Origin of the sequence: Pedobacter yulinensis (assembly GCF_003029735.1) — a bacterium.
Classification (GTDB): Bacteria; Bacteroidota; Bacteroidia; order Sphingobacteriales; family Sphingobacteriaceae; genus Pedobacter; species Pedobacter yulinensis.
This window is the reverse complement of sequence record NZ_KZ686271.1, coordinates 1-19,934: the sequence shown is the minus strand read 5'-3', so window position 1 is coordinate 19,934 and position 19,934 is coordinate 1. Positions and strand designations below refer to the sequence as shown.

Sequence of the window (19,934 nt, the reverse complement as noted above, 5' to 3'; positions counted from 1 at the left end):
GTATGCAAACTACATCAGGCACGGCCGAGAACGAAAACGGAAAACAGGAATATACCATCACGGTGTACGCAGAAAACCGCATCGGCCTGCTGAACCGCATTGCCATTATCTTTTCGAAAAGGAAGATCAACATAGAGAGCTTGAATACCTCACCCTCAGAAATTGAAGGCATTCACCGGTTCAACATCGTGATCCATGAATCGGCCGAGGTGGTGCGAAAACTGGCCCGGCAGATCGAAAAACAGGTCGAGGTGCTGAAAGTCTATTACAACACCAATGAGGAGATCATTTGGCAGGAGCTGGCGCTTTACAAAGTATCGACCGATGAAATCACAGAGAAAGTGACTGTAGAACGGCTGCTGCGCCAGTATGGTGCGAGCGCCGTTGTGATCAGGAAAGACTATACCGTTTTTGCCGTGACCGGACACAAGGAAGAGACCGATGCGCTGGTGAAAGCACTCGAGCCTTATGAACTGATCGAATTTGTGCGCAGCGCCCGTGTGGCCATCATAAAAGACAGTGCCGGATTCCACGAAAAACTAAAAGAGTTCGAGGCACTCGAGCCCGGAGAAGAAGTTGTTGAAAATGAGTTCCTGGACAAAGGAGACAAAATTTTCACCATGTAAACCGGCCGCACCGCTTGAACACCAAACAACACCTGCGCTACATTTAAGATTGAAAACATACATTACGTAATGAACAACCAGGCCACCGATAAAATTATAGAAGACACCCGGATTATCCGCGAGCGTTTCGTAGAGCTGGTCGACGGATTAACCATCGAGCAGCTGAACAGGATTCCGGCTGGTTTTGCAAACAACATTGCGTGGAACTTTGGTCACATTGTGATCAGTCAGCAAACCCTGTGTTATGACCGGGGCGGGTTTAAAGGTGTAATAGATCCGGCATTTATCCCGAAATATGCCCGCGGAAGCAAGCCTGAAGGCTTCATCAGCGCAGTCGAAATTGGCGAGCTGAAACAACTGGCCTTCAGTCTGACCGATCGCCTGGCCACAGATCTTGAAAACGGCTACTTTCAGGGATTCCAGCCTTTTGTTACACTTTTTGGTATGCAGGTTCGGAATGCGGCTGAGGCAGCGGCCTATTCAATATCGCATGACCACCTGCACCTGGGTTATGCCATGGCGCAGCGCAAAATTGTACGTTAAACAAGTCATTACCAATCATTAAAACTAAAAACCAAAAAATCAACCAATAAAAAAATGGCAAATTATTTTAACACACTTCCTCTCAGAGAGAAATTAAATCAGTTAGGCGTTTGTGAATTCATGGACAGCGCCGAATTCTCTGACGGCGTGGAAGCGCTGAAAGGCAAGAAACTGGTGATCGTTGGCTGTGGCGCACAAGGCCTCAACCAGGGTCTCAACCTGAGAGACAGTGGACTGGACATTTCCTATGCGCTGCGCAAAGAAGCGATTGAAAGCAAACGGGATTCCTGGAAAAATGCTACCGAAAACAACTTCCGCGTAGGCACCTACGAAGAGCTTATTCCTTCAGCCGACCTGGTGGTGAACCTGACACCCGATAAACAGCACACTAGTGTAGTCAATGCTGTGATGCCATTAATGAAACAAGGCGCTACGCTGCTTTACTCGCACGGTTTTAACATCGTTGAAGAAGGCATGCAGGTGCGCAAAGACATTACCGTGATCATGGTTGCACCCAAATGCCCGGGTAGTGAAGTACGTGCAGAATATGCCCGTGGCTTCGGCGTACCTACGCTGATCGCTGTTCACCCTGAAAACGATCCGGAAGGAAAAGGTCTCGAACAGGCAAAAGCGTATTGTGTAGGTACAGGCGGTCACCGCGCCGGCGTACTGCGGTCTTCTTTTGTAGCCGAAGTAAAATCAGATTTGATGGGCGAGCAGACCATTCTCTGCGGCCTCCTGCAAACCGGATCCATTCTTTCGTTTGACAAGATGATCGAGAAAGGCATTGAGCCCGGATATGCATCTAAACTGGTACAATACGGTGTCGAAGTCATTACCGAAGCGCTGAAACAGGGCGGCATTACCGCCATGATGGATCGTTTGAGCAACGTAGCCAAGATCAAGGCTTTTGAGTTGTCTGAAGAACTGAAAACGATTATGCGCCCACTGTTCCAGAAACACCAGGATGACATCATGAGCGGCGAATTTAGCCGGACCATGATGGAAGACTGGGCTAATGGTGATGAAAAATTACTGACCTGGCGCGCCGCTACCGGCGAAACCGCTTTTGAAAAAACCCCTGCGGGCGATGTAAAAATCGGTGAGCAGGAGTATTTCGACAATGCGCTGCTTATGGTTGCGTTTATCCGCGCTGGTGTTGAGCTGGCCTTCGAGACCATGGTAGAAGCAGGCATCAAACCAGAATCAGCTTATTACGAGTCTCTGCATGAGACCCCTTTAATTGCCAACACGATTGCCCGCAAGAAACTGTTTGAAATGAACCGGGTCATTTCTGACACGGCTGAATACGGCTGTTATCTTTTTGACCATGCCTGCAAACCTTTATTGGCTGACTTTATGGCCCGGATCGATACCGATGTGATCGGCCGGAATTTCAATGAAGGAAAAGATGGCGCGGTAGATAACCGTGCGCTGATCAGCGTGAACGAAGTAATCCGCAACCACCAGGTGGAACAGGTGGGCGCAGAATTGCGCAAAGCCATGACTGCGATGAAGGCCATCAAAACAGCCTGATACGTATACACCTCCCGGCGCGAGCGCCGGGAGGTTTTTTACTAACTAACAAAACATAAAAGAATGTCAAAAACACTGGTAGAAAAGATATGGGACGCTCACGTGGTGAAGAGTGAGGAAGGCTTTCCTGACATCCTGTATATTGACACACACTTAATCCATGAAGTAACCAGCCCTCAGGCATTTGACGGCCTGCGCAAACGCGGGCTTCCTGTCTTGAGGCCCAAGCAAACTGTGGCCACCGCCGACCACAACGTACCGACCATTGACCAGCATCTGCCCATCAAGGAAGAACTGTCCAGGTACCAGGTCGACATGCTGACGAAAAACTGCGCTGAATTCGGGGTGGAGCTTTATGGCCTTGGCCATCCCTTTCAGGGCATCGTGCATGTGATCGGTCCCGAACTGGGCATCACGCTTCCGGGCAAAACCATGGTCTGCGGCGACAGCCACACCTCGACCCATGGTGCTTTCGGCGCCATTGCCTTTGGTATAGGTACCTCGCAGGTTGAACAGGTACTTGCCACGCAGTGCCTGTTGCAGCAAAAACCGAAAACGATGAAGATTGAGGTGAACGGAACGCTGAACGCGGGCGTTCGGGCCAAAGACATCATCTTATATATCATTTCCAAAATTTCGGCAGCCGGCGGAACCGGTTACTTTATCGAATATGCAGGAACGGCCATCCAAAGCCTGAGCATGGAAGCCCGCATGACGATCTGCAACATGAGCATCGAAATGGGAGCCCGCGGTGGCCTCATTGCACCCGACGAAATCACGTTCGAATACGTTAAAGGCCGGCGGTTCGCGCCCCAGGGCGAAGCGTGGGATAAAGCCCTGGCCTACTGGAAAACGCTCTACAGCGATGCAGATGCACAATTTGACAGCGTGCTGTCTTTCGATGCAGCAGACATTGAACCGATGATTACGTACGGCACCAATCCCGGCATGGGCATGGGCATAACCCAGCACATTCCGGCTACGGCTGCCCAGCCTGATTCCGAACAGTTTTCCTACCAGAAGGCGCTTGACTATATGGGCTTTAAAGACGACGAGCCCCTACTCGGCAAGCAGGTAGACTATGTATTTATAGGCAGCTGTACCAATTCCCGCATCGAAGACCTGCGCGAAGTAGCCGAATTTGTCTATGGAAGGCAAAAAGCACCGAACGTAGAAGTCTGGATCGTTCCCGGCTCCAAGCAGGTCGAAAAACAGGCCATCGAAGAAGGGCTTGACAAAGTATTTGAAGCAGCAGGCTTCGGCCTGCGTGAACCTGGCTGCAGCGCCTGCCTGGGCATGAACGAAGACAAGATTCCTGCCGGCAAATATTGCATCTCTACATCCAACCGGAATTTCGAGGGCAGACAGGGACCAAACGCCCGCACGCTCCTTGTCAGTCCGCTTACTGCAGCAGCTGCAGCCGTTACCGGGCAGATCACAGACGTACGAACCTTATTAAACCACCCCGAACTGGCCTAAATGATCTGGGATAGCAATTTATATGATTCACGCCACCATTTTGTAACCGACTATGGCGCCGACCTCCTGCAATGGCTGCAGCCGGTGCCGGGCGAACAGGTACTCGACCTCGGCTGCGGAACAGGACAGCTCACATCTAAGATTGCCCAGACCGGTGCCCGGGTTACGGGTCTGGATGCCTCACAGGAAATGATCACGGTGGCCACTGCAAACTATCCGGACCTGGTTTTTAAGCAGGCAGATGCCGCCCGCCTTTCTTACTTTGCGCAGTTCGATGCCATATTTTCGAATGCAACCCTGCACTGGATCAAAGATCAGGACGAGGTTACAGAAAGTATGTTCGGCGCACTGAAACGCGGCGGCCGTCTGGTGGCAGAACTTGGCGGTAAAGGAAATGTGCAAAGCTTTACAGACGCCATTGCACAGGCCGCCGATCTGCTCGGCCTGGGCAGGAAACTGGTCCGTGACTTCTGGTTCTTTCCAACAATCGGGGAGTACACAAGCTTGCTTGAAAAACACGGATTCACAGTTGAACAGGCCTGGCTTTTTGACCGGCCTACCAGGTTGAGCGGTGACGATGGCTTGCTGGCCTGGCTTGAGCAATTCCCCACGCAGGCATTTGCCAGGATGACCGCCCGCGAAAAACGGGACGTACAACAGCAGACAGTCAGCCTGCTCAGGGAAAGCCATTTCGTCCAGGGTCATTGGATCGCTGATTACAAAAGGTTAAGAATCAAAGCCTATAAACGTTAGGCCAACAAAATTGAGAAATGAAAAAATTTGAAAGACTTACGTCGACAGTCGTTCCCCTGCCGATAGAAAATATTGATACCGATCAGATCATTCCCGCCAGGTTCCTGAAGGCAACGACCCGCGAGGGTTTCGGGAACAACCTGTTTCGCGACTGGCGCTATGACGGGCAAAATGAGCCCAAGCCAGATTTTGTACTTAACAGTCCGGTTTACAGCGGTAAGGTGCTGGTTGCGGGCAAAAATTTTGGTTGCGGAAGCAGCCGGGAGCATGCCGCCTGGGCCATTCAGGACTATGGTTTCGACGCGGTTGTCAGCAGCTTTTTTGCCGATATTTTTAAGGGCAATGCACTGAATAACGGCTTGCTCCCCGTACAGGTCTCCGATGCATTCCTGCATGCCATCTTTGAAGCGGTTTCGAAAGACCCGGCTACCCAGCTTGTGATCGACCTGGAGAACCAGACCATCAGCTTGCCTGCCACCGGTATCAGCGAGAGTTTTGAGATCAACCCCTACAAAAAAGCCTGCCTGATCAATGGTTATGACGACATCGACTTCATCCTGAACCAGAAAGAAGAGATTACAAAATTTGAACAGGAGCGCGTCAGCTTTGGCTAACCGCAGCAGATAAGACATGGCCAGATCAATTCGCATACATCAGCTGAAGCTCAACTACGCCCAACAGGTTGTATTTGATGGCCTGGACTGGGCCATTGGCAGCGGCGAGAACTGGCTGCTCTCAGGTGCCAGCGGCAGCGGAAAAACTTCGCTTGCGAAGGTACTTGCCGGCCTGACCAGCAGCCATGGGCGTATGGAAGTCTGCTTTGACGCGGCCAGTCCCCTGCCCGCCTGTGTGATGTACGTGGAAAGCTGGTACCAGTTTAAGAACCTTGAAGGGGTAGCTAATTTTTATTACCAGCAGCGCTACACCAGCCTGCAAACCAAGGACGTAATCACTGTTGGTGCCGAGCTCGAAGCTTTTGGTGCAGAAAACGGGCTGCAGCCTGGCGGGCTGCAGCAACTGGCTTCCGGTTTTGGCTTTTCGAACCTGATGGGATCAACCCTGTTGGAACTGTCAAGCGGGGAACACAAAAAGCTTCAGCTTTTGAAAGCCTTATGGCTTAAACCGCAGTTCCTAATCATTGATCAGCCCTATACCGGCCTCGACAGCAGGTCAAGGACGGTGCTAAACACCCTGCTCGACCAGGCAGCGGCGTCAGGAGTACAGCTTATCCTGATCAGTAACGGAACTGAGCTGCCGGCCTGTATAAACCGGTTTGCGGAACTTGTGGATGGAATGCTGCTGCAGCATAATTCGTCACCGCAGCGGGAAGAGGCTGCCGAAACGCCGCTGGCGGCCTTGCCTGAATTTTTACGGACCCGGCCGGCTTACGCTACAGACGAGGTGGTGCGGATGGAAAACGTCAACATCAGTTATGGGAACAAGCAGGTGCTCAAAAACATTACCTGGGAGATTCGTGCCGGCGAAAAATGGCTGCTGCAGGGTCATAACGGATCAGGCAAATCAACGCTGCTCAGCCTGATCAATGGCGACCACCCGCAAGCGTACGCCAACACCATTTACCTTTTCGGCCGCAGGCGTGGCAGCGGCGAAAGCATCTGGGACATCAAGCAGCACATTGGTCTGATCTCACCCGAACTGCACTGGTATTTCGATGCCGGCGCAACGGTTTTTCAAAGCATTGCATCAGGGTTTTTCGACAGCATCGGCCTGTACAGGCAGCCGGGATACCGGCAGAGCCGCCAGGTGGACGAGCTCATCTCGTTCCTGGGTTTGTCTGAACACAGGAACGAGTTGCTCAGCACCCTTCCCCTGGGAAAACAGCGCCTTGCCTTGCTTGGCAGAACGATCATAAAAAACCCCGAACTCCTCGTTCTGGATGAGCCTTGCCAGGGCCTGGACGACCGGCAGACACAACATTTCAACAGGCTGGTAGATGCTCTGTCTGTCAACGGCATGACGTTGATTTACGTGGGACATTTTGACGCAGCGCTTCCGGCCTGTATTGAAAAAAAAATAGTACTTGAACAAGGCGAAGTCAAACTCGCCGAAGATTTATTTGAACGCATTTAAATGAAGAAACACATTTTAGTAATACCCGGCGACGGGATCGGTCCTGAAGTGACCGCATGGGGAAAAGCCGTCCTCGAACAAGTCGGCAAGACCTTTGGGCATGAGTTTACATTCGATGAAGCATTGATGGGGCATGTGGCCATAGAAGCTACGGGCGATCCGCTTCCTGATGAAACGCTTGAAAAGGCAAGAAAATCCGACGCAATCCTGTTCGGTGCCGTTGGCCATGCCAAATACGACAATGACCCCTCGGCCAAGGTACGTCCTGAGCAGGGATTACTTAAAATACGCAAAGAATTGGGCCTCTATGCGAACCTGCGCCCCATTATGTTATTCGACGAGCTGCTGCAAGCCTCGAGCATTAAACCGGAAATTCTGCAGGGTACAGACATCCTGTTCTTCCGTGAACTGACCGGCGACGTTTATTTCGGTGAAAAAACACGATCAGAAGACCGGCAAACAGCTTCTGACCTCATGATCTACCACCGGTATGAGGTGGAGCGCATTGCACACAAAGCTTACCAGGCTGCCCAGCAGCGCAGCAAAAGACTTTGCTCGGTAGATAAAGCCAATGTACTGGAAAGCTCGAGGCTCTGGCGCGAAACCGTGCAGGAAATTGCGAAGCAATATCCCGATGTTCAGACCGAACACATGTTTATCGATAATGCGGCCATGCAGCTGATTAAAAATCCGAAGCAGTTCGACGTTGTCCTGACAGCGAACCTGTTCGGGGACATCCTGACCGATGAGGCTTCGCAGATCGCCGGTTCCATGGGCATGCTCGCTTCGGCCTCTGTAGGTGAAAGTACAGGATTTTATGAGCCGATCCACGGTTCTGCGCACGATATTGCCGGCCAGAATAAAGCCAATCCGCTGGCTTCAATCCTTTCGGTGGCACTGATCCTGGAAATCGGTTTCGGCCTGATCGAAGAATCGAAAGCCGTGGTCGCACTTGTTGACCGCGCACTCAAAGAAGGTTACCGCACCGGCGATATTGCCGACAGCAACTCCGATAAAAACAAGATCCTCGGTACAGCCGAAATGGGCAAACTCGTGCTCGGCTACCTGGAAAGCAAACAATCTTAACCATTAAACATCAATAACCATGCTTCACGACCCAAACAAAGTCTATGTATTTGACACCACCCTTCGTGATGGTGAGCAGGTACCGGGATGCCAACTGGCCACCCATGAAAAAATTGAAATCGCAAAGGCACTTGAGTTACTGGGTGTTGACGTGATTGAAGCCGGCTTCCCGGTTTCGAGTCCGGGCGACTTCAACAGCGTTATTGAGCTTTCCAAAGCGGTAAATGATCCGATCATTTGTGCGCTTACACGTGCCAATAAGAATGACATTGATGTTGCCGCTCAGGCTCTTAAATATGCCAAAAGACCACGCATTCATACAGGGATCGGCTCTTCCGATTTCCACATCAAACACAAGTTCAACAGCACCCGGGAGGAAATCCTGGCGCGCGGTGTGGAAGCGGTGAAATACGCAAAAAAATATGTGGAAGATGTTGAATTTTATGCTGAAGACGCCGGTCGCGCTGATATCGAGTTCCTGGCGCGCATGGTCGAGGCGGTGATCGCGGCAGGCGCAACCGTTGTCAACATCCCTGACACGAACGGTTACTGTCTGCCTGACCAATATGGCTCGAAAATCCGTTTCCTCCGGGAAAACGTTAAAAACATAGACCAGGCCATTATCTCTGTGCACTGCCACAATGACCTTGGCCTGGCTACGGCCAACAGCATTGCCGGTTTGCAGAATGGCGCCCGCCAGGTAGAATGTACCATTAACGGCATTGGCGAGCGTGCTGGTAACACCTCAATGGAAGAGGTGGTCATGATCCTGCAAACCCACAAAACGCTGGGCCTGCATACCGGCATCGACGCCACCCGCTTTTTTGAAATCAGCCATACCGTGCGCTCACAAATGAATATGCCGGTTCAGCCAAACAAAGCAATTGTAGGTGCAAACGCATTTTCGCACAGTTCAGGTATTCACCAGGACGGTTTTTTAAAAAACCGTGAAAACTATGAAATCATCAGGCCTGAAGATGTAGGTTTTCCCTCTGCGGCGATCGTTCTTACCGCCCGCAGCGGAAGGCACGCGCTCAAACACCACCTTGAACGCCTTGGCCACCAGGTAGACAAAGAACAGCTGGCTACAATTTACACGGCGTTTCTCGATCTCGCTGATGCTAAGAAAGACATCAACGACGATGATCTGAACCAGTTGATCGTGAATAACCTGGCAAAAGCAGGCGCTTAATTTATATTTTGAAGTCATGACGGTATGCAGCCGCATGACTTCCTCACAAGGCTAGGCTAAAAGAAAATGAAGACCACAGAATCTACCGTTTCCCTCGATTTTACAGCCGCCGCCGAGCGGCTTAAAGGCATCGTAAAACGTACACCGCTGGAATTTAATCCCGGTTTATCTGCTCAGTACAATGCCAATATTTACCTGAAGCGCGAAGACATGCAGGTGGTACGTTCATACAAGCTCCGCGGGGCGTACAACATGATCAGTTCCCTGAGTGCGACCGAGGCTGCAAATGGCGTGGTTTGCGCCAGCGCAGGTAACCATGCACAGGGCGTGGCGCATTCCTGTAAAAAGCTGAACATAAAGGGCGTGATCTTTATGCCCGAAATAACCCCCAAGCAAAAGGTTAAACAGACGAAAATGTTCGGCGGCGACAACATCGAGGTCGTCCTGGTCGGCGATACCTTTGATGACTGCCTGCGTGAAGCGTTGCAGTACACCAGCCAGCACGGCATGAAGTTTATTCCGCCGTTTGATCACCACAAGATCATTGAAGGCCAGGGTACCGTGGGCGTAGAAATTTACGAGGACCTTCCCGACCTGGACATCGTAATTATGCCCGTAGGGGGTGGCGGACTTGCTGCAGGTGTATCCAATTACCTGCGTTCGGTTAAACCAGATGTGATTCTCATCGGAACCGAACCCCTTGGCGCGCCTTCTATGAAACATGCCTTCAGCCACGAAGGACCACTCACTCTCGATCACATAGACCGGTTCGTAGACGGGGCCGCCGTGAAACGCGTAGGCGAACTTACTTACACATATTGCCGCTCGCTGCTTAACGAGATGCTGCTTGTGCCCGAAGGTAAGATCTGCACCTCTATTTTGAAACTCTACAACGAGGACGCCATCGTAGCAGAACCTGCAGGCGCACTTTCCATTGCCGCTTTAGACCAGCTGCGCGAACAGATTAAAGGCAAAACCGTCGTCTGTGTTGTTAGCGGCGGCAACAATGACATTGAGCGCATGCAGGAGATTAAGGAAAAATCCCTGCTTTTCGAAGGGCTGAAACATTACTTTATCGTTCGTTTCCCGCAGCGCCCGGGCGCGCTCAAACTCTTTGTATCAAACGTGCTCGGACCCCACGACGACATCACACGTTTCGAATTTATCAAAAAGACAGAGCGGGAAAATGGCCCCGCCCTGGTGGGGATCGAGTTGAAAGACCCTCAGGATTATGCAGGTCTGCTTCAGCGCATGAAAGACTTCAAATTCGAGGTCATCGAACTCAACCAGGATCAAACCCTTTTTGAGTACCTTGTATGACCCTGCAGGAACTCATTTTTATTGAAGACGATTCGAAACCCTGGCAGCCGACCGATCCGGGTGTCAGGCGGAAGATCATGCACCATACACCCGAACTGATGCTCGTCAAGGTGCAGTTTGAACAGGGGGCGGTTGGTTATCTGCACCAGCACCCTCATCTGCAAATGAGTTATGTTGCGGAGGGAATTTTTGAAGTGCAGATCGGTGATGCAAAGCGGGTACTCAAAACCGGCGACGTTTTTTTTGCCCCCTCTGGCCGGCTGCATGGCGTAACCTGCCTGGAAGCCGGAATGCTTATCGATGTCTTTAATCCGATGCGTGAAGATTTCCTGAAATAGGCTGCAGACAGTGCTGGTTCGCGGCTGTAATATTTAATGGACAGCAGCAGGAATCATCAGGCAAATCACAGCCTGTATTTCAGCACCTTAACGCATATCTGAGTTGTTACATGGCGGCACACAATCTTGGCAGCATAGTTGCGTTCTGTGAAAAAACACACAAATAACTATAACCATGAAAAGACTAGCATTTTTACTCCTTTGCATTACCTCTCTGGGATTCGTGTCATGCAAAAAAGAAGTGATCGCACCAGAAACCCAGAACTATACCATTTTTGCAAGCATTCAGCCCGGGCAATGGCAGGTTGCCAACGATTCTGAAGGCAGGTATTACTACGCAGACATCAACAACCCGGAAATTGAGCGGTACGAAGTAGACGGCGTTATCGTGTCCATGGCACGCTTCAACGACGACGGGTACGATGCACTTCCGTTCACATTCGGTGGGGTACGCTACAGCTACACCTCTTATCCGGGTCGTGTTCGTATCTACCTGCAAAACCACTATGACCAGAATGTGCTGCCTGCGCGGCCAAGCGGTGAAATTACCACAAGGGTAGTCCTGGTGGCTTCTGCTGAGTAACAAACACAAGTTAAACAAAACAGGCAGGTTATGATCATAACCTGCCTGTTTTGTTTTGAGCGAGCGTCAGACATGCTTTAAATACTTTTTTTAACCCCTTCGTCTGATCTAAAATTCAAGAAACCGAGGGATATGTACCCCGATGAGATCTGTATCCCGCTGTTTGCCGTTCTGCAGCTGCAAGGCACGGATCTGCACCCCGTTTCTTTCCAGAACCAGCTCTTCGTAAAACCCCTTGAAATACCTGTCTTTTACCGTGAAGGGTATGCTGCCCGGGCTATCGCCTGTCGTCACCCATTCCGGATAGAAGGCAACCTGCTCCTGCTGCGGCTTCAGGCCGATTCTTTCTGCCTCATTCCGGCTCAGCACAACGGCATTGCCCAGCAAACGTGCGGTATAAACCGTATCCGGCCGCATGTACACCGCCTTTGGAGGGCCCGTTTGCTGCATGAGGCCAGATTTTAAGATCAGCAATTGATCCGCAAGGAAAAGCCCGTCAGACGGGTCATGTGAAACAAGCACGACCGTTAGGCCTGTTTCTGCAACGAGCTTTCTGATATCGGTCCGGAGCTGGTTTTTCAGCAGGGCGTCGACCTGGCTAAACGGTTCGTCCAGCAGCAGCACGCGGGTGTCGCTGACCAGGGCTCGTGCAATGGCTACGCGCTGTTGTTCGCCGCCGCTCAGTTCCACAATTCTTTTGTTTCTTAAATGGCCAATGCGAAGCTGATCCATCATGGCCAGTGTCTTGCTTTCCTTCAGTTTGACGTTGGTGTTTGAAAGCTGGGAGGCAATGTTGTCGTATACTTTTGCGTAAATGTTCAGCGAAAAGTCTTGCGTAACCATCTTCATCTGCGGGTGGCCCGGCACGAGCTGTTCATCCGGGCCTTTAACCCGCATGTTGTCGAATACTATTTCGCCACTGTCTGGTTTCAGCAAGCCATAAATGCATTTGAGCAGCGTTGATTTGCCGCTGCCGCTTTCGCCGATAATGGCCAGGATTTCTCCGGCGGCAAGCTCAAACGAAACAGTTGAAATACCTGATGCCTGTCCTTCCAGATATTGTTTACTCAGGTTTTTAACCCGGATGATCGAATTACTCACGGGGTAAAGATAACGAAAAATACGGCCGAAGGTCTGAAAGGCCCGGTTGTCGCTGCCCCAGCTGATCCGGCCATAAAAAAGTCCTGCTCCTTTGCAGGAACAGGACCGGTTTTATTTGTGTGTGTGTATTTTTAAATGCCGCCGAAAGAAATACCGAAGGCTACGTTGCTTAGGCCGGCAGGACCCTGGTTCTTCGCAAATACGTCGTTCAAATAGTATTTACCATACAGGTTGAAACCGCTGTAACCAACCCTGAAAGTTAAACCGTAGCGGAAAGGCTCGAGGTTATAGGTATCCTTGATCTTGACTTTGCCGGCTTCATCGCTGATCTGTTTTGTCTTACCCCAAATCAGGACACCAACTTCGCCACCGCCTGCCAGCTCGAAACTGGAGTCTTTAACCGGGCGAACGGCGAGTAACAAAGGGATCCGCAGATAAGTTGAACGAAGCAGGTTTTTGTCAAAATTTCTGTTTTCATCGATCGTATAGGTCAGTACATCCTGATCAGGCTGCAGCGTAATGGCTTTGCGGAAATGATACGTGTTGTAGTCAAGGCCGAGCGCTGTTTTGATACGCACGGAATGGTTTTTTGCCAGATCAACACGAGCCATGAGCAAGTTGAGCGTAAAGTTAGGTCCGCGTTCCAGGGAAAGGTCCTTTACCTGTTGCGGGTTTGCCGCGATGCCCTGGTCAATGAACCGGTTCCAGCCGAAGTCGAAGCCGATGCCGATCCCGAAATAAGCGCGGTCACTTTTTGATTTTACCCCTACCTCGCCAATTTTTATGGTTTTAGTTTTACGTACGGTGGTATCTGTTTTTACCGAATCTGTCTGTGCAAAGCTGCTGATTGAAAATCCCGTTAACAATACAGCGAGAACTATCCTTTTCATGTTTTTTGTGTGTTGAGTGTGCGTATTAGTTGATTTCCTTATCGATTCTGACGAAGCCAAGGTCAATGCTCATGGTTCCGTTTTTTTCAGTAATGATATTTTTTGTTGTCTTGTCGAATTTGTCTTTCACTTTTCCTACAAAAGCAAGGATCCCTCTTTCGCGGCGGCCTGAACGTTCCCTGGGCTCATCCTCCGTAGAATCTTCCTGACCTGCCTGCGGAAAAGCCGCCTGGGTGCGAAAACCGTCATTTTTGACTGGCTTAGGTTCGGCACTGGCAATTGCAATTTCGGTTTGCTGCGGCAGGTCTGTTTGCGTAGCTGTTTCCCTGGGTTTGTCTGCAGTGGCGATCATGGTTTCCGGCTTTACATGCCGCACCACCTGTTCCTTCGCCGGTTCTCTTTCAGGTTGTGCCGGGCTAACCCGCTTTCTCTTGCCGGTTTCAGCCGGTGGCTGTACCACAGCGAGTGCCGGAACATTTGTTTCAGTTTGTGGCCGTGCCGGAACCGGCTCAGCTGTTTTTGGCTCTGCCACCTGCTGCACCGTCTTGTTACCGGTATCGGGCGTACGGGCAGCGGTAAGCCGCTTGTTTTCTTCCGGCTGGTAGAGGAAGGCGATACCTACACCCAGCAGCAGCACTGCCGCTGCACTCCAGTACACCAGGCTGAACCTTCGCTTTTTCGGCTCCAGATCCTGGCTGATGTTTGCCCACAGATCCCCCGACGGCTCGACCGTTGCATGCTCAAAGCGGTCTTTGAACAAGTTATCAAAATCTTTATCCTGCATAGTTTGCATAACCAAATCCTTCCATTCTAATAATTTCATCTTTTAAGATGGCCCTTGCTCTTGAAAGCTGCGATTTACTCGCTCCCTCTGAGATGCCCAGCGCTTCTCCTATTTCTTTGTGTGAATACCCTTCTATGACATACATGTTAAAAACCATCCGGTAACCATCTGCCAGCTTTTGAATCGCTCTCATCAGGTCCTGCATACCGAGGCGGCTAAAATCGAACCCGGTCGACGGTTGTTCATGCGCTTCATCAATGTCGACCAGTTGCAGGGCACGCTGGTTTCTGCGAAAGCTTTCAATGGCTGTATGCACCATCACTCTTCTGATCCAGCCTTCAAATGAGCCCTCGCCTCTGAAGTCGTTGATTTTTTTGAACACCTTTACGTAACCCATTTGCAACACATCTTCTGCCTCCATCTGGTCTTTCGCATAACGCAGACATACAGCGAGCATCTTCGGAGCGGTCAGACGGTAAAGCTGCTCCTGCATTTTGCGATCGCCGGCTTTACAGCCTTCAAGTAAATCATCTATCGTATATCTTCGCGTCAATTTCATTGTGTGTTTGTATAGAGAAGATGACCGATAAAAAGGATTGGTTGCAAGGGTTGCAAAAAAAAATTATTTTCTTTTAAAAAGGCGAAAGTCCTCGCGGTAGGTGAGAAAAAAGGAATTTGAAAACTCCAGCTGTGAGACCTTCGGACTGCTGAGATCCAGGTGCGGTTCGAGGCGGATATCGAGAAACAGTTTGGGCAAAAGTTCCTTTTGGTAAGCGTACCGGAACATAAGAATGTCTCTTTTCTGTTCTGTGTAGCCCTCGAGCCCCATATTTTGCGAGACACTTTGAAAAAGTGGCATCCCCTTAATCGAGATAAAGTTATTGCCATGCCAGAACGAGGTGATCAGGGTACCGAATTTCTGTGTGCGCAGACCGGCATTCAGCCAAAGACCGAAGCCAGCGTCATACGCCCGTCTCTTTTCCGGCGAGAAATCTTTGTAGGCCACGACATAGTTGTCTGTAAATACTTCGGCAAGAAAGCCGGCAGAGGTTTTATGCAACTTGAAACCTGCCGATCCATTAAAAACGGTCGACAAAGGAACCGATTTGAGCGTATCGATTTGTCCGCCCTGGTGGTATACCATGAGCTGCGCCGGAAAGCTCAGCTGCAAGGATTCATTTTTCACCGCAGCTTTTTCAACAGACAGGCCAGCCAGGATTTCCTCTTTAACCGGCGATGGTTTATAAATCATTTTCTGCCAGGCAATCCAGGCATCGAGAAAGAATTTTTCCTTGTCAATAATGAATTGCGTGCCATATTCGACCGGGTTGGTCAGTTGTCTTTCAAAATCATAGAGCGGTTCAATATACCGGTGGTGTAGCCCGCCCTCCAAACTTCCAAAGATCAGCGAAGTTGACGCTTTCTGGTATTTCAGCTGGAACAACGGTTTGGCATCCGTAATTCCGTTGGCACCAAAATCTTTTCGCAGCCAGGCGCCCGCCGAGATGACCAGGTTTGGATGCACCTGGTAGACCAGCCTGGGCTGCAGTTGCGTGCCATACAGCGTATAGCCATCCTGAAATGGGCCGAAAAACTCGTAATTGCGAACGTAATTGAAATTATAGAAGTCGAGACTAAGCGACCCGGTTTCTGTGCTGTCGGTTGTGATCCGGTTATAAAATGCGGTGTTGTCAAATTGCGCAGCCGCAGGCAGCCAGGAAGCAACCGCAATAAGGAGTACAGCCCAGGGGCGAAGATTCATGGTCATTTTTTATGCCGCTAATTTATGGCTTTTATCTGTGTGCCGGGCTACGATTTGCGCCGCAGCGGAAACATTATTCTGCTATTGGCAAATTAAAAGCTGGAGCGGTCGGTTCCGGCAGCCCCGTTTTTGCTGCAAGTCTTCGCTCGTAGCTCGATATGATCAGATTCGTGCCCCCTATGAAAATTCGACAGTCTAGGGAATTAGCCGCATGTTTGATCATTAGGTCATCGAAAACGATTTTGCCCGGGCTGTATTTAATATCCGTTTGAGCTCCATCACCATCTTACCATTATACGTAGGCTTTCTGTTTGAATCCAATTAAAAAATTCCTCGTCGCAAACAACCCCGTGAGAAAGGTGGTCTATTTATTTAAGCCACGCAAAAAGTGCTATGCGCCCTCTCCAACTGCAAACGGCGGATAACCCTTCCCATTGTCCTTTAACTGCGAGGGTGTTCGGAACCGCATGCTCGTCTTTAATTCAATCAAAGCTTTCCGGCCGTCAGACTCGACCAGATTTAACCTAACCCATAGCGGATATCGATCGTTCGGTTGGACCAGGAAATCGACGGCTCCGTCGAGCGTGAACTGACGGTTCTTCGTATTCTTCTCCGTCATCATCCACAGCCGGATGCGATCATCTGTCGAATTGTACTTAACATGCTGTTCCGGCACGGGTGTAATCATAAAACTGTATTCAGCAATACCGGGGTCGATCTCCGCTACCGCCTTTAAGAGGTTATCTCTAAAATCCTTTTTCGTCATTTGCATATTTCTCTATAGACAACTTTATCGCTTATAATGAAGCCATCGGCATCAAATTTAAATTCAGAGACTTCGAATGTTGCCCCGGATAAAGAAACACCTGTACTTCTGATGATATCCGGGAATCTCATCGACTCCTCGATAGTTGGTCTGTAGTGCCCTGATCTGTTGTCAAGGCGCCTGATCTGTCCCCTTCCATTCAATTTGAGCTGACCAGCCGCCTGAACATTTTTATTGTCGCCTAGCAGTTGATGCTTGTTGCCAACTCTTAACTCACCATCTAATGTTACAACATAATCAACCTCCTTCAGTCCGTTCGGCACTTTTATATTGCCATCTATAATCTGGTGGCTAATCACCTTGGCATTCGGTGGAATCGGATCATCAGGAAATTTGTTTGCAATTGAATTTAACCCCAGTGGGTCTATCTCTGAATTAACATTTTTAGTATAACCATAAACTCTTGTTCCTCCTTCCAGGCCGATCGGGTCTTTACTGATATACAACCCGCTCTCCGGGTCATAGTACCTGAAACGGTTATAATACAGGCCGGTTTCCGCGTCCTCGTATTGCCCCTGGTACCGGAAAGGGACAAAACTGCGGTCGCCGGTCAATTTACGTACTTTGCCATAAATATCCAGCTCACAACTCCACACTTTGTACCCGCGCTCATCATAGGCTTCTGTGGGCGTGCCGAGGTAATCGCTCACAATGGTGTAGCGCCGATCGTCTTGCAACCTTGCTACAGGTGTATAATTGCTTTGGTCATACAGCCAGGTGATGAGATTTTTCACCGGTTCTGGCCCGGCCGCTAATTTGCCCGAGACCGAGACACCGGCCTGCGGCCGATCTGCCAGCGCGTATTCCCATTCATGCAGCAACACGTTCCCTTGCCATACAAAACGCCTGATCCGGCCTCCGCTAATTTTAGCCGTCCGCCGGCCAAGGGCGTCGTATTCAAAACGGATTGCCTCACCTTCCGGGTTCCTGACGGCCTGCAGCATGCCATTGTCTTTCCAGCTGTAAGCCCAGTCGCCGGGCTGCCATTCAGGTGTATCCGGTTCGGCATCAGCCAGGCCGCCAACCTGCTGATCGGTCGCCGTACCCGGCAATACCGTCTTCCAGCTAACCGTACCACCGAACAGCCCTGCTGAAGCTTCCTTTGCAGGCTCCGGGCTTCGTGCGGCTTCAAGCCCATTTATATTCCTTTTACTTTTTTGAAGCAGGTTACCGCAGGCATCGTAACGGTAGTACCATTGGTCGTCTTTGAGCAGTTTTCCGCCCCGGTCATATCGCCGGTCGGTGCGGTCTGCCCGCCGGTACAGGTTACCGGCTTCATCAGGTGCCTTGTACTGAACCACAGAATCGTCACTGTAACTGGCGGCGAACAAACTTCCGAACGTATCGTACCGGAAATCGGTACGGTTGCCGGTTACATTATTCAATAAGGATAACAGATTATCGTTGTGGCCCCAGTTGTATTGCCGGTAGCTTTGCTGCATACCACCCGCCTCTACGCGCTGCATAGATGGCCTGCCTACCTGATCATATGCATTAAACTGTCTGAGGTTTCCTGAATGCCGGATGGTTTCCCGTCCGTACGGGTCCCTGCTGATCACGGCCTGCCAATTGTCCATGCCAGGCAGACTGCCAGTCATTTCTTTCAGGAAACCCAGCGGGTCATACGCATATTGTACGGAGGCACCCAGCGAGCTGCTCAATGTTTGCAGATTTCCGGCCGCATCATATTGGTATTGCACTTTGTGGCCATCCTGGTCTTCTTCGGTCACCCGCCCAAGCGCATCCCGCCTGATTGCAACCGTCGAGTTTTCGTTTTCTGCCAGCACGAGCAGCCCGTTTTTATCATACTGGAAGGCCTGGTACGTGCCATCGTCAAAACGGGTGTACACCAGCCTGCCCCCCTGATCGTAAGAATGGTAGCTCACCCTACCATCGGCAAAGGTTTTCTGAACCACCTGCCCATCGGCATTGAGCCGGAAGTTTTCCTCCTGCCCGTCAAAATGAATTTCTTTGATCACCCGGTCACACGCGTCAAGATGAAACCTGTATTCCTCACTTTTTTCATTGATCACTGCCGACAGGTTATCCCAGGGATCGTATGCAAACTTCAGGGTTTGTGTATTCCCCTCATCTTTAGCTTTCCGAACCTGCGTTTTCACTTTGCCCATCGGCGTATAACTCAGTTGCCACTCTTCCCTGCCGTCTGAGGCAAATACCGGCAGATCGTACGCATCATAACGCAGCTCGAGATCCTGTAATCCCCTGACCGCTATTTTGCTAACCCGACCCAGGTCGTCACGGATCCACCGGGTTTCACTGCCGCCGTCGGGTTGGTAAACTTTCAACCGTCCGTAAACGTCATAATCCCATCGCTTGCGCAGACCCTCTGTACTTTCTGACAGCACCACCTGCTGCAGCGCATTGTATTGCCAGCGCAGTTCTGTACCGCGGCCGTCTGTTGCTGTTGCCGGTTTTTTTCTGTTGCCTTCATACGTATATCTGACCATCTGTCCGTCTTTCTGCAGGTAGCTTTCCAGCCTGCCCAACTTGTCGTACAACCAGCTTTCTTTGTTACCGGCAGCGTCGGTAAAGCTGAGCATCCGGCCCTCCTCGTCATAGCTCGCATGTTCCTGGCCGCCATCGGGCAGATACCAGGTAATTACATTGCCCATCGCATCATATTCCTGGCCGGCTACCCGTCCCTCTGGGCTCGACATCATGGTCTGCTCGTTATAGCGGTTGTATTCATACCAGGTTTCTCCGCCCAGCGCATCCACTTTTTTGTACACCAGCTGGTCTTGATCATACCAGTACTGCTCGATCTTGTCTTTGTGGTAGATCACCTCGTTGTAACCCTCATCCGGGTGATACCTGATCTCCCCCCGCATGTAACCGCCTTCTCCTTCTGTATGCGTGACCCGGCCCTGTTTGTCGTAACGCCAGCTGTACTGCATCCCGTTGCGGTTGCGACGCCCGGTTACCCGGTTCTGTTCGTCATAACCAAAACGGATGCTCTTGCCCGCCCGGTCATATACATGCGTCAGGTTCCCCTGATCATCATAC

The 19,934-nt window shown here is 50.7% G+C and carries 19 protein-coding genes; 12 read left to right on the top strand and 7 right to left on the bottom strand.

What is annotated here, in order from left to right; all coding sequences use genetic code 11:
* The first annotated feature begins 2 nt into the window (after positions 1-2).
* From ilvN to C7T94_RS16830, 12 genes are all read left to right on the top strand, one after another.
* A complete protein-coding gene (gene ilvN / locus C7T94_RS16885) occupies positions 3-626 on the top strand; it encodes an acetolactate synthase small subunit (protein WP_107216862.1) in 624 nt (207 codons plus the stop codon).
* A 69-nt stretch (positions 627-695) separates the two neighbouring features.
* Positions 696-1,169, top strand: a complete 474-nt coding sequence (locus C7T94_RS16880; protein ID WP_107216860.1) for a DinB family protein — start codon at positions 696-698, stop codon at positions 1,167-1,169.
* Between the two features lie 54 nt (positions 1,170-1,223).
* Positions 1,224-2,705, top strand: a complete 1,482-nt coding sequence (ilvC, locus tag C7T94_RS16875; protein WP_107216858.1) for a ketol-acid reductoisomerase — start codon at positions 1,224-1,226, stop codon at positions 2,703-2,705.
* Between the two features lie 63 nt (positions 2,706-2,768).
* Positions 2,769-4,184, top strand: coding sequence for a 3-isopropylmalate dehydratase large subunit (leuC, locus tag C7T94_RS16870; protein WP_107216856.1), 1,416 nt, complete (start codon positions 2,769-2,771; stop codon positions 4,182-4,184).
* A complete protein-coding gene (locus C7T94_RS16865; protein ID WP_107216854.1) occupies positions 4,185-4,937 on the top strand; it encodes a class I SAM-dependent methyltransferase in 753 nt (250 codons plus the stop codon). It abuts the gene before it with no gap.
* A 17-nt stretch (positions 4,938-4,954) separates the two neighbouring features.
* Positions 4,955-5,551 carry a 3-isopropylmalate dehydratase small subunit gene (leuD, locus tag C7T94_RS16860; protein WP_107216852.1) on the top strand — a complete coding sequence of 199 codons (597 nt, stop codon included), beginning with the start codon at positions 4,955-4,957 and terminating at the stop codon, positions 5,549-5,551.
* Positions 5,552-5,567: 16 nt separating this feature from the next.
* Entirely contained in the window at positions 5,568-7,028 is a 1,461-nt protein-coding gene (locus C7T94_RS16855) for an ATP-binding cassette domain-containing protein (RefSeq protein ID WP_107216850.1), read from the top strand.
* Positions 7,029-8,114: a 3-isopropylmalate dehydrogenase gene (gene leuB / locus C7T94_RS16850; RefSeq protein WP_107216848.1), complete on the top strand. Its 1,086-nt coding sequence runs from the start codon at positions 7,029-7,031 to the stop codon at positions 8,112-8,114.
* A 19-nt stretch (positions 8,115-8,133) separates the two neighbouring features.
* Entirely contained in the window at positions 8,134-9,306 is a 1,173-nt protein-coding gene (locus tag C7T94_RS16845; RefSeq protein ID WP_107216846.1) for a 2-isopropylmalate synthase, read from the top strand.
* Positions 9,307-9,372: 66 nt separating this feature from the next.
* On the top strand, positions 9,373-10,626 hold the full coding sequence (ilvA, locus tag C7T94_RS16840; protein ID WP_107216844.1) for a threonine ammonia-lyase IlvA: 1,254 nt from the start codon (positions 9,373-9,375) through the stop codon (positions 10,624-10,626).
* A complete protein-coding gene (locus C7T94_RS16835) occupies positions 10,623-10,964 on the top strand; it encodes a cupin domain-containing protein (protein WP_107216842.1) in 342 nt (113 codons plus the stop codon). The genes ilvA and C7T94_RS16835 overlap by 4 nt, the downstream gene beginning before the upstream one ends.
* Before the next feature lie 175 nt (positions 10,965-11,139).
* The gene (locus C7T94_RS16830) at positions 11,140-11,547 is read left to right on the top strand and encodes a hypothetical protein (protein ID WP_162618748.1); all 408 of its coding nucleotides are present in this window, start codon (positions 11,140-11,142) and stop codon (positions 11,545-11,547) included.
* Between the two features lie 108 nt (positions 11,548-11,655).
* On the opposite strand, the gene C7T94_RS16825 is transcribed toward C7T94_RS16830, so the two are convergent.
* From C7T94_RS16825 to C7T94_RS16795, 7 genes are all read right to left on the bottom strand, one after another.
* Positions 11,656-12,648, bottom strand: a complete 993-nt coding sequence (locus C7T94_RS16825) for an ABC transporter ATP-binding protein (RefSeq protein ID WP_107216838.1) — start codon at positions 12,646-12,648, stop codon at positions 11,656-11,658.
* Between the two features lie 131 nt (positions 12,649-12,779).
* Complete coding sequence (locus C7T94_RS16820) at positions 12,780-13,538, bottom strand: outer membrane beta-barrel protein (protein ID WP_107216836.1); 759 nt, start codon at positions 13,536-13,538, stop codon at positions 12,780-12,782.
* A gap of 25 nt (positions 13,539-13,563) precedes the next feature.
* Complete coding sequence (locus C7T94_RS16815) at positions 13,564-14,322, bottom strand: hypothetical protein (protein WP_107216834.1); 759 nt, start codon at positions 14,320-14,322, stop codon at positions 13,564-13,566.
* Positions 14,312-14,881, bottom strand: coding sequence for an RNA polymerase sigma factor (locus C7T94_RS16810; protein WP_107216832.1), 570 nt, complete (start codon positions 14,879-14,881; stop codon positions 14,312-14,314). The genes C7T94_RS16815 and C7T94_RS16810 overlap by 11 nt, the downstream gene beginning before the upstream one ends.
* 63 nt (positions 14,882-14,944) lie before the next feature.
* Complete coding sequence (locus C7T94_RS16805) at positions 14,945-16,090, bottom strand: hypothetical protein (protein WP_107216830.1); 1,146 nt, start codon at positions 16,088-16,090, stop codon at positions 14,945-14,947.
* 385 nt (positions 16,091-16,475) lie between these two features.
* Positions 16,476-16,850, bottom strand: a complete 375-nt coding sequence (locus C7T94_RS16800) for a hypothetical protein (protein WP_162618747.1) — start codon at positions 16,848-16,850, stop codon at positions 16,476-16,478.
* On the bottom strand, positions 16,847-19,934 hold a 3,088-nt coding region (locus C7T94_RS16795; protein ID WP_162618746.1), incomplete at its 5' end, for an RHS repeat domain-containing protein. The genes C7T94_RS16800 and C7T94_RS16795, both read right to left, overlap by 4 nt.